The sequence below is a fragment of the Stenotrophomonas sp. GSD10 genome, assembly GCF_056172695.1.
Map to the genome: position 1 here is coordinate 1,120,459 of NZ_JAOCMC010000002.1, position 12,758 is coordinate 1,133,216.

Annotated in this window: 7 protein-coding genes and 3 pseudogenes; 7 read left to right on the forward strand and 3 right to left on the reverse strand. The window is 66.9% G+C overall.

Going from position 1 to position 12,758, the window contains the following annotated elements; all coding sequences use genetic code 11:
* Positions 1-144: 144 nt before the first annotated feature.
* Both N4G47_RS05330 and N4G47_RS05335 read right to left on the reverse strand, forming a co-directional pair.
* Positions 145-1,749: an MASE1 domain-containing protein gene (locus tag N4G47_RS05330; protein WP_475285672.1), complete on the reverse strand. Its 1,605-nt coding sequence runs from the start codon at positions 1,747-1,749 to the stop codon at positions 145-147.
* A 50-nt stretch (positions 1,750-1,799) separates the two neighbouring features.
* Positions 1,800-3,074, reverse strand: a pseudogene (locus N4G47_RS05335) (NAD(P)/FAD-dependent oxidoreductase).
* Between the two features lie 160 nt (positions 3,075-3,234).
* On the opposite strand from N4G47_RS05335, the gene N4G47_RS05340 reads away from it, so the two are divergent.
* The 3 genes and pseudogenes from N4G47_RS05340 (at position 3,235) to N4G47_RS05350 (ending at position 6,588) form a co-directional block, all read left to right on the forward strand.
* Positions 3,235-3,996, forward strand: a complete 762-nt coding sequence (locus tag N4G47_RS05340) for a gamma-glutamyl-gamma-aminobutyrate hydrolase family protein (protein WP_475285674.1) — start codon at positions 3,235-3,237, stop codon at positions 3,994-3,996.
* Positions 3,993-5,389: pseudogene (locus N4G47_RS05345) on the forward strand (glutamine synthetase family protein). Before N4G47_RS05340 ends, N4G47_RS05345 begins: the two are co-directional and overlap by 4 nt.
* Positions 5,390-5,478: 89 nt before the next feature.
* Complete coding sequence (locus N4G47_RS05350) at positions 5,479-6,588, forward strand: polyamine ABC transporter substrate-binding protein (RefSeq protein WP_154262979.1); 1,110 nt, start codon at positions 5,479-5,481, stop codon at positions 6,586-6,588.
* Positions 6,589-6,626: 38 nt separating this feature from the next.
* On the opposite strand, the pseudogene N4G47_RS05355 reads toward N4G47_RS05350, so the two are convergent.
* Positions 6,627-8,026: pseudogene (locus N4G47_RS05355) on the reverse strand (flavin-containing monooxygenase).
* Positions 8,027-8,298: 272 nt separating this feature from the next.
* On the opposite strand from N4G47_RS05355, the gene N4G47_RS05360 reads away from it, so the two are divergent.
* The 4 genes from N4G47_RS05360 (at position 8,299) to N4G47_RS05375 (ending at position 12,633) form a co-directional block, all read left to right on the forward strand.
* On the forward strand, positions 8,299-9,435 hold the full coding sequence (locus N4G47_RS05360; RefSeq protein WP_475285677.1) for an ABC transporter ATP-binding protein: 1,137 nt from the start codon (positions 8,299-8,301) through the stop codon (positions 9,433-9,435).
* On the forward strand, positions 9,432-10,364 hold the full coding sequence (locus N4G47_RS05365) for an ABC transporter permease subunit (RefSeq protein WP_107230397.1): 933 nt from the start codon (positions 9,432-9,434) through the stop codon (positions 10,362-10,364). Before N4G47_RS05360 ends, N4G47_RS05365 begins: the two co-directional genes overlap by 4 nt.
* Positions 10,361-11,203, forward strand: coding sequence for an ABC transporter permease subunit (locus tag N4G47_RS05370; RefSeq protein WP_004151945.1), 843 nt, complete (start codon positions 10,361-10,363; stop codon positions 11,201-11,203). The genes N4G47_RS05365 and N4G47_RS05370 overlap by 4 nt, the downstream gene beginning before the upstream one ends.
* 65 nt (positions 11,204-11,268) lie before the next feature.
* The gene (locus N4G47_RS05375) at positions 11,269-12,633 is read left to right on the forward strand and encodes an NAD-dependent succinate-semialdehyde dehydrogenase (protein ID WP_475285679.1); all 1,365 of its coding nucleotides are present in this window, start codon (positions 11,269-11,271) and stop codon (positions 12,631-12,633) included.
* The last annotated feature ends 125 nt before the right edge of the window (positions 12,634-12,758 follow it).

Genomic DNA, 12,758 nt, shown 5'->3' on the forward strand with positions numbered 1-12,758 from the left:
GCTTGTTTGAACGCGCCATTGGGTGACAGTATCCATAGAAGCACGGGGGCGCAATCACGCCAGGGGGCGCCTTGGCGGGGCGAGGGGGAGGCGCCGAACAAAGATCACTTTCGAGTAGTGATCTGCATCTCGTTTCCATGGGGGTCAGGTCGCGGCCCGCGGAGCGTCTGGATCGATGGAGCGTGGAAGCCCACCAAAAGCTTCGGGAGCGCCCGACTGGCGGGAATCTCTCCGCGCTTCGGTCAACACTATCCTGAGCCTGTTGCCCGTCATGTCCATGTGGCCACCATGTACCAGAATTCGGCCCAGCAACTGCTCATTTGCCAGTTCCGTGGTCCGGGCTCCCAATGATTCGTTTCGGCCTGCGAGGGCTACGCAGATGAATGCACCCGGCTTTTGGACGAAATTTCCGCAGCGGATACTGACCGAAATCTGTCCGGATTCGCATTTCAGTAGGAGTGATACCGCGTCAACCACGAGCCGATAGGCCGCAAGCTGCAGACCGACCCCGAGTACGCAAGGGTCACCCGTCAACCTCGGCTGGCCGATTCGATGCGTGGCGTTCCACGCCTCGCGTACCCCACCGGCCTGCAACGCCACGTACAAGCCCAATCGTTCCAGGGCGGCGGGATAGATCATGCTGGCCTGGGCCCGGAACAGGCGTGAATGCACCTCCGAGGTATGCCGCAGGCTGTCAGCCACGGCGTGATGACCCTGCGCATGCAGCCAGTTCACCATTTCGTTCAGCGACAGGTCCATGCCATCGCCCAGCTGGCGCAGGTGTGCCGCCCGTTCACGCAGGTCCATCTCGCTGGCCAGATGCGAGTTCCGGGCAAGCTGCAGGGCCGCCTTGCCGTCTTCTTCACGCATCCGGTGCTGGTTCTGGAAGTGGGTGATGCGCGCGCCCAGCAGCAGCAGGGCGATGCTGGCGATGGCCATGGCCTGCTGGGTGGCGAAGGTCGCCTGATCGAATGACGTCGGGTGGTCCGAAGGGGTGCTCAGGCCAAGGATCATGTTCACGGCAGCGACACCGATGGCTGCACCACGCCATCCCAGCAGGCAGGTCAGCGCGATCGCGGGAATGGGCAGGATCAGCAACGCCTGCAGCGAGCCTTCGGCCATGATCGAAGTGGGAACGGGCGTCGCCTGCACGCCAATGACCAGCATGGCCCCGACTGCTCCGACCGTGGCGGCAACAGACCGGGTCGTCCATTTCTCCTCGGCGCGGCGGATCCACAGCAGTGCCAGAGGCGCCAGGATCAGGATGCCAGTGAAGTCGCCCAGCGCATAGCGCAGCACGTTGGTGAGAAATGTCTCTTCATGCAACGGTTCCCAGATCAGGTACGAGATGCCCAGGTTGAGCAGGCTGATGACCGTGGCGGCGAGTATCGCAATGGAAATCACGCCGACGACCGTGGTACGTGCCAGCAGTTTCTGGTGCAGGCGCACGATCAGCATCACCGCAGGCATCAGGAATACCGAGGCGAGAATCACCCAGCTCAGGCTGTACTTGCTGATCAGGGGAATGCGCAGATGCGCGAAGTAGGCGTATTCACCAATCAGCAGATAGGGCCAGAGACGGGGCGGGCACAGTAGAAGTGCGGCCACCCGCACACCGGCGGGCAGGAAAAACTGGTCCAGGGACAGCTTGCGCGCCCCCCAGCAGGCGAGCGCATAGACGAATGCCAGCGCCAGCCCCTCGGGGCTGACCCGGATCCTCACCAGCAGGCCGTCCTTCCACCACTGCATCCACGTGCTCCCCAGCTCCTGCGCCGATTATGTGGCTGGGAAGGGTCCCACTACCACAACGCATCCCGCAGCTTGTACCACGACATCGCCGCCACCAGCAGTGGCGTGCGCAGCAGCCGCCCCCGGGAACGGCGCATGCCGCAGGCGCTGGAACACGTCCAGGCGCTCGCTCTGGCCGGCAATGGCGGCGGCGATGACCTCGCCGGCCAGACCGGCAGCCGCCACGCCATGGCCAGAGAACCCCTGCGCGAAGTACAGGTTGCCGTCCAGCCGGCCCCAGTGCGGGGCGCGGTTGCGGGTGATGTCCACGTAGCCGCCCCAGACCTGTTCCAGCGGCACGTCGGCCAGCTGCGGGAACACCTGGTGCATGCGCCGCTGCATCACCCCGCGCAGGCCCGGCGGCGGCAGCGCCGAGTAACTGGCGCGGCCGCCGAACAGCAGGCGGTGGTCGTGGCTGAGGCGGAAATAGTCCAGCGCCCAGGCGGTGTCGGCCACGGCCATGTCGTTGCCGATCAGGGCACGGGCGCGCTCGGCACCCAATGGCGCGCTGGCACCGATATAGGTGCCGACCGGCATGATCCGCCGTTCCAGCTCGGGCAACAGCCCCTGCAGCCAGGCGTTGCCGGCCACCACCAGCTGCGCGGCGCGTACGCTGCCCTGCGCGGTGTGCAGGGTGGGCCGCGGTCCGCGCTGCACGCGGGTTACCGCCGAATTCTCGTGGATCACCACACCCGCCGCGCGCACCGCATCGGCCAGGCCGCGCGCATAGGCCAGCGGGTGCAGGTGCGCGCTGAGCGGGTCGAACATTGCGGCGCGGTAGCGTGGGCTGTCCAGCTGCGCGTGCAGGGCGTCACGGTCCCACCACTGCATCGGGTAGTCGTAGTGGCGCTGCAGGTGCTCGCAGTTGGCGCGCAGCTCGCGCTCATGGCGTTCGCGGATGGCGACGCTGGCGTGGCCTTCCACCCAGTGGCAGTCGATGCCGTGGCGGTTGATGCGCGTACGCATCGCCTGCACCGCATCGCGCGACCAGTCGAACAGGTGGCGCGCATCATCGCGGCCAAGCTGCCGTTCCAGCTCGTCCACCTCGCAGCCGTAGCCGACCAGCGCCTGGCCACCATTGCGGCCGGAGGCGCCCCAGCCGATCCGCTGCGCATCCAGCACCACCACGCGGCGGCCGCGTGCGGCCAGTTCCAGGGCTGCGGTCAGGCCGGTATAGCCGGCACCGAGCACCGCGACATCGGCCTGTACATCCCCCGCAGCGAGGGCAGTGCGGGCGGTTCGGGCAGGCTGGCGGCATACCAGCTGGGCGGGAAGGCGGCACTCACTGCGGGCCTCGCGGGCGCAGGGCAACGGGGCAGGGCGGGGCAGGACGATCAGCGTTCACCCGGGTAGTTTCGCCGATGCGCGACGGCCCCGGTGTGACGGAGACGACTTGTCGCCGTCGCACGCCGGCGGGTAACGTGTCCACACGCCAAGGAGCTCTCCATGCGTCGCCTGCCCTGGGTGGGGCTGCCCACCGACAGCACCGTGCTCGGCCATCACCGTTTCGCGGTGGCCGGCGAGAAGTACGTGCGCGCGCTGGCCGGGGCGGCCGAAGTCACCCCGGTGGTGTTGCCGAGCCTGCAACCACCGCTGCCGCCCGCCGACTGGCTGCACGGCCTCGATGGCCTGTTGCTGACCGGTGCGGTCAGCAACATCGAACCGCAGCACTACGAAGGTGGACGCAGCTGGCCGGGCAACCCGCATGACCCGGCCCGCGATGCCACGGCCTTTGCGCTGCTGCACGAGGCATTGGCGCTGGATCTGCCGGTGCTGGCGATCTGCCGCGGTTTCCAGGAATTGAACGTCGCGCTGGGCGGCACCCTGCATCCGCAGGTGCACGCGGTGCCGGGCCTGTCAGACCATCGCGAGGACCCGCAGGCGCCGGTGGAGGTGCAGTACGGCCCGGCGCATCCGGTCACCCTGGCCGCCGAGGGATGGCTGGCGCAGTGGGCGGGCAGCGACCGCACGCAGGTCAATTCCGTGCACGGGCAAGGCATCGCGCGCCTTGCGCCGGAGCTGCACAGCGAGGCCTGGGCCGATGACGGGCTGGTCGAGGCGGCACGCAGCCTGCACCATCGGTTCGTGCTCGGCGTACAGTGGCACCCGGAGTGGCGTGTCATGCAGGCGCCGTTCTATCACGCTATTTTCCGTGCATTCGGCCAAGCTTGCCGAGAGCACCAACAGAAACGACTGGATTCCCGATGAGCTCCCGAACGCGCCCGCGCAAGACGGCCACGCCCCCGCACCGCAGGAAAGCAGCCTGCTGCGCTGGCTGAAGGAGCGGCGCATCACCGAGGTCGAATGTCTGGTGCCGGACATCACCGGCAACGCGCGCGGCAAGATCATTCCGGCCGACAAGTTCTCGCACGATTACGGCACGCGCCTGCCGGAAGGCATTTTCGCCACTACCGTCACCGGTGAATTCCCCGATGACTATTACGAGCTGACCTCGCCGTCGGACTCGGACATGATGCTGCGCCCGGACCCGGACACGGTGCGCATGGTGCCGTGGGCGGCCGATGCCACCGCGCAGGTCATCCATGACTGCTACACCAAGCATGGCGAGCCGCACGAGCTGGCGCCGCGCAATGTGCTGCGCCGCGTGCTGGCCGGATACGCCGAACTGGGCCTGCGCCCGGTGGTGGCGCCCGAGCTGGAGTTCTTCCTGGTGCAGAAGAACACCGACCCGGACTTCCCGCTGCTGCCGCCGGCCGGACGCTCCGGCCGCCCGGAAACGGCGCGGCAGTCGTACTCGATCGATGCGGTCAACGAATTCGACCCGATCCTCGACCTGATGTACGACTACGCCGATGCGATGAAGCTGGACGTGGACACCCTGATCCACGAATCCGGCGCGGCGCAGCTGGAGGTCAATTTCACCCATGCCGACGCCATGGATCTGGCCGACCAGGTGTTCCTGTTCAAGCGCACCATGCGCGAGGCGGCGATGCGCCATGGTGTGTATGCCACCTTCCTGGCCAAGCCGATGGAGAACGAGCCGGGCAGCGCCATGCACATCCACCAGAGCCTGGTGCGGGTGAGTGACGGCAGCAACGTGTTTGCCGGCGATACCGATGCCGAAGGCGAGTTCAGCCCGGTGTTCGGCCATTACCTGGGCGGGCTGCAGAAGTATGCACCGCAGGCGATGGCGTTCTTCGCGCCGAACGTGAATTCCTACCGCCGGCTGGTGTTCGGCGAGGTCTCGCCGAGCAACGTGCACTGGGGCTTCGACAACCGCACCTGTGGCCTGCGCGTGCCGCTGGATACGCCGGAAAACATGCGTGTGGAGAGCCGTTTCGCCGGTTCCGACGCCAACCCGTACCTGGCGATGGCCGCGACCCTGGCCTGCGGCCTGCTCGGCATCCGCGAGCGGCTGGCCCCGGACGCGCCGGTGACCGGCAGCGCCAAGGAACTGGGCTACAACCTGCCGCGCTCGCTGGGCGAGGCGCTGGACGGGCTGGAGCAGTGCAGCGAGCTGCAGGCGCTGCTGGGCGAGCGCTTCTGCCGGGCCTACATCTCGGTCAAACGCAAGGAATATGAGACCTTTTTCCGTGTCATCAGCTCGTGGGAGCGCGAGTTCCTGCTGCTGAACGTCTGAGCATCCGGAATAGAAAAATCCGCCGCCGGGGGTAGGCTGGCACCCGTCGCCGGCCCTGCCGGCCCCCTTCCCGCATTCTGGAGCACCCGATGAAGCTGCGTATCCTCACGCTCGGCCTGGCCTCCGCCATGCTTGCCGCCTGCAGCGGTGGCAACGGCGGCGCGCAGGACAGCCAGGTCCTGAACGTCTACAACTACAGCGATTACATCGCCGAGGACACCATTCCGACCTTCGAGAAGGAGAGCGGGATCAAGGTGACCTACGATGTGTTCGACAGCGATGAGATGGTCGAGACCAAGCTGCTGGCCGGCAACAGCGGCTACGACGTGGTGGTGCCGACGCTGAACTTCTTCGGCCGCCAGATCCAGGCCGGCGTGTTCCTGCCGCTGGACAAGAGCAAGATCCCGAACCTGGCCAATCTCGATCCGGCGGTGATGAAGCGCATCGCCACCCAGGACCCGGGCAACCAGTACGGCGTGCCGTACATGATCGGCACCACCGGCATCGGCTACAACGTGGACATGCTGAAGCAGCGCTTCGGCGGCAGCACCGACATCGCCAACAGCTGGGACCTGGTGTTCAAGCCGGAGAACATCAGCAAGATGAAGGACTGTGGCGTGACCATCCTGGACACGCCGGCGGACATGATCCCGATCGCGCTGCATTACCTGGGCCTGGATCCGCACAGTGGCGACCCGGCCGAACTGCAGAAGGCCGCCGACCTGCTGAAGTCGATCCGCCCGTACGTGCAGAACTTCCACTCCTCGCAGTACGTCGGCTCGCTGGCCAACGGCGGCACCTGCCTGGTGGTGGGCTGGTCGGGTGACATCATCCAGGCCCGCGACCGTGCCGAGGAAGCCAGCAATGGCGTGCACGTGGCCTATTCGATCCCGAAGGAAGGCGCCCCGCAGTGGTTCGACATGCTGGCGATCCCGAAGGATGCCAAGCATCCGGAAGCGGCCTACCAGTTCATCAACTACCTGCTGCAGCCGAAGGTCGCCGCGGCCAATACCAACTTCATCCACTACGCCAACCCGGTGCCGACCGCGACCCCGCTGGTGGACGAGGCGATCCGTACCGACCCGACCATCTACCCGCCGGCCGATGTGGCCGAGAAGATGTTCACCTACTCGATCAACACGCCTGAGACCGACAAGCTCTACACCCGGCTGTGGACCGAGGTGAAGACCGGCCGGTAAGCGGCCCGGGTAGCGCCGGGCCATGCCCGGCGGCTGCCTTACCCTGCGTCGGAGTCGACCCTGTCGCTCCGGCCAAGGTGCTGCAGGATGGCAGGCAGCAGGTCGCGTGCATCGCGACCACCGTTGCACAGGAACGACGAACTCATCCGCTGCAGGTTGTGCATGCCGATGAAGAACAGCCCCGGTTGCGGTGAAACACCGAATTCGCCGAGGGGTAGCCATGTGCATCCAGCGCGCCCGGTACGTCGAGCCAGGGCCATTCGGCGACGAAGCCGGTGGCCAGCACCACCGAGCGGATGCCCGCGGGCTGCAGGTCCAGTTCGCGCGGGGATGCGTCCGGTTCCCAGTGCAGGTAGACCTCCTCTGGAATGTAGCGGGCATCGTCGGTGCGTGGCTCGGGACGCGTGGCGTAGTACGCGCTGGCCAGCGAATCGAGATAGGCGTATTCGGCCCGCGTCGCCTCGATCGCGGTACGCAGCTGCGGGCGGACATCGGCGAAGCGGGCGATGCTTCCATCGAAGCCCTGCAACCGGCCCAGCAGCCTGATGCCCGCGCGGTGCATCGCCAGCAGGCTGATCGAGCTGCCCAGGCCGCCGCTTCCCTTGCCGGAAATGAGCGGGAACTCTGCGGTACGCGCCTTGCGCAGCGCATCCGGTTCCCCGGCCAGCACGCCCGCCGCTTCACTCACATGCTGGTGGATGCGTCCGGCCATGTCCCACCAGGTCATCGAGTCCTTGCCGCGCAGCCGGCGGGTATGCGAATGACGCTGGGCCAGTGACCAGTACACGCTGCGACCGCTGTCGCGCAGGTCCTGGGCGATCTGCGCACCGGACTGCCCACCGCCGATGACCAGCACGGCGCCATCGGGCAGCTGGCGGGCACTGCGGTAGTCGCCCGAGTGCAGCACGGCAAGGCCGGGCGCGGGCGCGAAGGGGACCCGGGGCATCCGCGCACGGCGGTACTCACCGGTCGCGACCACCACCGCGCGGGCATGGATCAGCCCCTGGCTGCTGTCGATGGCATAGCCGCCGCACGCGGGCGCGACCCGATGTACCGCGCACCCTTCGCTGATCGGCAACACGCGCTCGTCGGCATAGTCGCGGAGCCGACGGATCACCTCCGGGGCGCCCATGAAGCCTTCCGGGTCATCGCCCGAATAGGCATGACCGTGCAGGGCCATGGTCGCGTTGGCGGTGTTGGTCTGGAACGAATCCCAGCGCCGCTGCCAGCTGGCGCCCACGGTTTCGGCCTCCAGCACGCGATGCTCGACGCCGGCCTCCTGCAGGAGTGCGCTGAGGGACAACCCGGCCTGGCCGGCGCCGATGATGGCCAGCGGCAGCCCTGCGGGCACGGACGACGACGGACGGGAAGGGAGAGCGGAGGGGCTGACGGGGGGAATCAACGGGATGGGTCCATGCAAGGCCTTGATCCGGGCCATTGCACGGGGGATGCGCCGGGCCTTCAACAGATCCCGCTCCGAAAAACGTTGCAGATCGGGACGTTGCCCGTGGTGTCTGGCCGGGACGCCGCAGGCGCGATCGGGCAGCTCCGGCCTTTTGCGCGGACGGGCCCTGCTGGCGGGGTAAAACCGACACCCCCTGCGGCCCGGGAGCGGGCCGCTGGCGGCTTCCGCCCGTCGCCGTCATATCCCCTTCGGCCCCCGGCCGGTAGAATGGCGGCCGCTGTCCACCGCCCGCTCCCGGAGCCCCCATGCCCGTTGAAGCCCAGCCGGTAGCCGCCGTCGTCGACACGACCGGTGCGCCCGGCTATCTCTCCATTCGTGATTTGCGCAAGGAATTCGACGGTTTCGTCGCCGTCGACGACGTCAACCTGGACGTGCGCAAGGGCGAGATCTTTGCCCTGCTCGGTGGCTCCGGCAGCGGTAAATCGACCCTGCTGCGCTGCCTCGGCGGCTTCGAAACCCCCACCAAGGGCAGCATCACCCTGGATGGCCAGCGCCTGGACGCGCTGCCGCCGTACCAGCGGCCGGTCAACATGATGTTCCAGTCCTATGCCCTGTTCCCGCACATGACGGTCGAGCAGAACATCGCCTTCGGGCTGAAGCAGGATGGCCTGGGCAAGGACGCGATCAGCAAGCGTGTCGGCGAGATGCTGGAGCTGGTGCAGATGGGCCACCTGGGCAAGCGCAAGCCGCACCAGCTGTCCGGTGGCCAGCAGCAGCGCGTGGCGCTGGCACGGTCGCTGGCCAAGGGGCCCAAGCTGCTGCTGCTGGACGAGCCGATGGGCGCGCTGGACAAGAAGCTGCGCTCGCAGATGCAGCTGGAACTGGTCAGCATCATCGAATCATCGGGCGTGACCTGCGTGATGGTCACCCACGACCAGGAAGAAGCGATGACCATGGCCACCCGCGTCGCGGTGATGGATGCGGGCTGGATCCAGCAGGTCGGCAAGCCCGACGAGGTCTACGAGCAGCCGGCCAACCGCTTCGTCGCCGAGTTCATCGGTTCGGTCAACCTGTTCGACGGGGTGATCGACGAGGACCTGCCCGAGTACGTGACCGTGCGCTCGCCGCTGTTCCCGGCGCCGATCTACATCGCCCACGGCATCACCGGTTATGAAGGGCAGCCGGTCGCGTTCGCGCTGCGCCCGGAGAAGGTGATGATCGGCAAGGACGAGCCCGAAGGGCACACCAACAAGGCCCAGGGCGTGATCGAGGACATCGCCTATTTCGGCAGCCACTCGGTCTACCACGTGCGCCTGCCCAGCGGCGCCAAGGTGCTGGCCAACTTCGCCAACTCGCAGCGCTGGGCCAGCGATGGCCTGACCTGGGGCGACAACGTCTGGGTGCACTGGCGCGACAACGACGGCGTGGTGCTCACCTCATGAGCATCGCCGGCCTGAAGCGCTGGCTGCCGGGGCTGCGTGCCACGGTGATCGGCATTCCGTACTTGTGGCTGCTGCTGTTCTTCGCAGTGCCGTTCCTGATCGTGCTGATGATCAGTTTCTCGCACAGCCGGGTCGGCTCGCCGCCGTACACCTGGCTGCTGCAGTACGTCGACGGCGCGTTCTCGCTGAAGCTGAACCTGGAAAACTACCTGGCGCTGTTCCGCGATTCGATCTACGCCCAGGCCTTCCTGAGCTCGATCAAGATCGCAGCGATCTCGACCTTCCTCACTCTGCTGATCGGCTATCCGATGGCCTATGCCATCGCGCGCTTGTCGCCAGCCGCGCGCAACGTGGCAATGATGCTGGTGGTGCTGCCGTCGTGGACCTCGTTCCTGATCCGCGTCTATGCGTGGAAGGCGATCCTGGACCGCAACGGCCTGCTCGACCAGTTCCTGCAGTTCACCGGCCTGCAATCGCTGATGACCAGTCTGGGCCTGCCCAAGCTGCAGCTGATCGATACGCCGACCGCGGCCTACATCGGCATCGTCTACTGCTACCTGCCGTTCATGGTGCTGCCGCTGTACGCCAACCTGGTCAAGCATGACCACCGCCTGCTGGAAGCGGCCTACGACCTCGGCGCCAAACCGTGGCAGGCGTTCCTGCGCATCACCCTGCCGCTGTCCAAGGCCGGCATCATCGCCGGCTGCATGCTGGTGATGATCCCGGCCATCGGTGAATTCGTGATCCCGGAAATGCTGGGTGGCTCGGAGACGCTGATGGTCGGCCGCCAGCTGTGGAACGAGTTCTTCAACAACCGCAACTGGCCGGGTGCCTCGGCGATGGCGGTGGCGATGATCCTGTTGCTGCTGGTGCCGATCCTGCTGTTCAACCGTTCCCAGCAGCGTCTGCTGGAAGGAAAGCAGGCATGAGCCCACGTACCGCCAAGGGGCTGGGGCTGGGCGTGCTGCTGCTTGGCTTCGCGTTCCTGTACCTGCCGATCCTGCTGCTGATGTTCTACTCGTTCAACAGCTCGCGGCTGGCGATGGTCTGGGCCGGGTTCTCCACTCGCGCCTACAGCGACCTGTTCGCCGACCGTGCGCTGATGGACGCGATGTGGACCAGCCTGGTGGTGGCGTTCTGGACCGCCTGTACCGCGACCGTGCTGGGCACGTTGGCGGCGATGGTGATGACCCGCTTCAAGCGTTTCCGCGGCAAGCCGCTGTTCGGCGCGCTGGTCACCGCACCGCTGGTGATGCCGGATGTCATCCTTGGTTTCTCGCTGATGGCGTTGCTGGCCTCGATGGGCGCGATTCCCGGTTTCCCGGCGCGCGGCCTGACCACCATCTGGATCGCGCACGTCACCTTCACCCTGTGCTTCGTCACGGTGGTGGTGTCTTCGCGCCTGCAGGAAATGGACCTCTCGCTGGAGGAAGCGGCGATGGACCTGGGCGCGAGCCGGTTGACCGTGTTCGGCCGCATCACCCTGCCGATCATCGCACCGGCGCTGGTGGCCGGTTGGCTGCTGGCCTTCACCCTGTCGCTGGATGACGTGGTGGTGGCCAGCTTCGTCGCCACACCGGGCTCGACCACGCTGCCGATGAAGGTGTTCGCTTCGGTGCGCATGGGCATCAGCCCGAAGATCAACGCATTGGCCACGCTGCTGGTGTCGGCGGTGTCGATTGCCGCGGTGATCGGCTGGTACATCAATGCGCGTGCGGAGAAGCGCCGCCAGCGCGACCTGCAGTTGGCGCGGCAGGACAACGGCTGACGCCGCAGCCACATCCGGCTCACGGTCGGCAGCGCACAATGGGGGTCACCCTGATGGAGACCCCCATGACCGTCGAGATCGTCGACCCGGCCAGCGGCCAGGTGACCTACCGCCATGAACTGATGGGCGCTGCCGACATCGAGCAGCGCCTGCAGGCCGCCGCCGATGCCTTCCCCGACTGGGCCGCGCGTTCGTTGCAGGAACGCGGCGTGATCCTGCGCCAGATCGCCGCACAGCTGCGCACGCGCCGCGACGACCTGCAGCAGGCGATGACCCACGAGATGGGCAAGCTCAAGGCCGAGGCGCTGGCCGAAGTGGACAAGTGCGCGGCGGCCTGCGAGTACTACGCCGATCATGCCGCCGACTATCTCAAGCCGCAGCTGATCGATACCGAAGCGCAGCGCAGCTACGTGCGCTACGAACCGATCGGCTGCGTGTTCGCGGTGATGCCGTGGAATTTCCCGGTCTGGCAGGTGTTCCGCTTCCTCGCCCCGGCGTTCATGGCCGGCAACGTGGCCCTGCTCAAGCACGCCAGCAATGTGCCGCAGTGTGCCGACCTGATCCTGGCGGTGTGCCGTGACGGTGGCCTGCCCGACGGGGTGTTCGATGTGCTGCATATCGACAACGACCAGGCCGCCGACGTGCTGCGCGACGCACGGGTGAAGGCGGTGACGCTGACCGGCAGCGAGCGGGCAGGGCGCTCGATCGCTTCCAACGCAGGCAGCCAGCTGAAGAAGTCGGTGATGGAGCTGGGCGGCAGCGATGCCTTCGTGGTGCTCGACGATGCCGACCTCGACAAGACCGTGGCGGCGGCAGTGAAGTCACGCTTCGACAACAGCGGGCAGACCTGCATCGCGGCCAAGCGCTTCATCGTGGTCGAGGCGGTGGTTGATGAATTCACCCGCCGCTTTGTCGAGGCAGCGAGCGAGCGCCAGTACGGCGATCCCGATGTGCGCGGCACCACGCTGGCACCGATGGCCCGGGCCGATCTGCGCGAGGAACTGCACAAGCAGGTGCAGGCCAGCGTGGCCAAGGGCGCGCGGGTGCTGATCGGCGGTGAACCGATCGCCGGCACCCATGCCGGCTATCCGGCCACGGTGCTCGATCAGGTCGGCCCGGGCATGCCGGCCTACGACGAGGAACTGTTCGGGCCGGTGGCGGCGATCATCCGGGTCAAGGACGAAGCCGAGGCACTGCGCGTGGCCAACGACACCCGTTTCGGCCTGGGCGGCAGCGTGTGGACGCGCGACCCGGTCCGCGGCGAAGGCTTTGCCCAGCGCATGGAATGCGGCGCAGCGTTTGTCAACGCCATCGTCAAGAGCGATGCGCGGCTGCCGTTCGGCGGCAGCAAGCAGTCCGGCTTCGGCCGTGAACTGGCCGAGCATGGCATCCATGAGTTCATGAACATCAAGACCATCTACGTGGCTTGATGCCGAACGGTAGTGCCGGCCGCTGGCCGGCATTGCCGGGTTGCCGGCCAGCGGCCGGCGCTACCAGTTTTTGTGCCACGACCAACGGTCGTGGCCTACCGGTTTGGTGGGTATCGACCGTTGGT

Excerpts from the sequence above, each read along its gene's own strand:
- N4G47_RS05330 (WP_475285672.1), bottom strand. The coding sequence starts at position 1,749 with ATGCAGTGGTGGAAGGACGGCCTGCTGGTGAGGATCCGGGTCAGCCCC.
- N4G47_RS05340 (WP_475285674.1), top strand. The coding sequence starts at position 3,235 with ATGCGTCGCCTGCCCTGGGTGGGGCTGCCCACCGACAGCACCGTGCTC.
- N4G47_RS05350 (WP_154262979.1), top strand. The coding sequence starts at position 5,479 with ATGAAGCTGCGTATCCTCACGCTCGGCCTGGCCTCCGCCATGCTTGCC.
- N4G47_RS05360 (WP_475285677.1), top strand. The coding sequence starts at position 8,299 with ATGCCCGTTGAAGCCCAGCCGGTAGCCGCCGTCGTCGACACGACCGGT.
- N4G47_RS05365 (WP_107230397.1), top strand. The coding sequence starts at position 9,432 with ATGAGCATCGCCGGCCTGAAGCGCTGGCTGCCGGGGCTGCGTGCCACG.
- N4G47_RS05370 (WP_004151945.1), top strand. The coding sequence starts at position 10,361 with ATGAGCCCACGTACCGCCAAGGGGCTGGGGCTGGGCGTGCTGCTGCTT.
- N4G47_RS05375 (WP_475285679.1), top strand. The coding sequence starts at position 11,269 with ATGACCGTCGAGATCGTCGACCCGGCCAGCGGCCAGGTGACCTACCGC.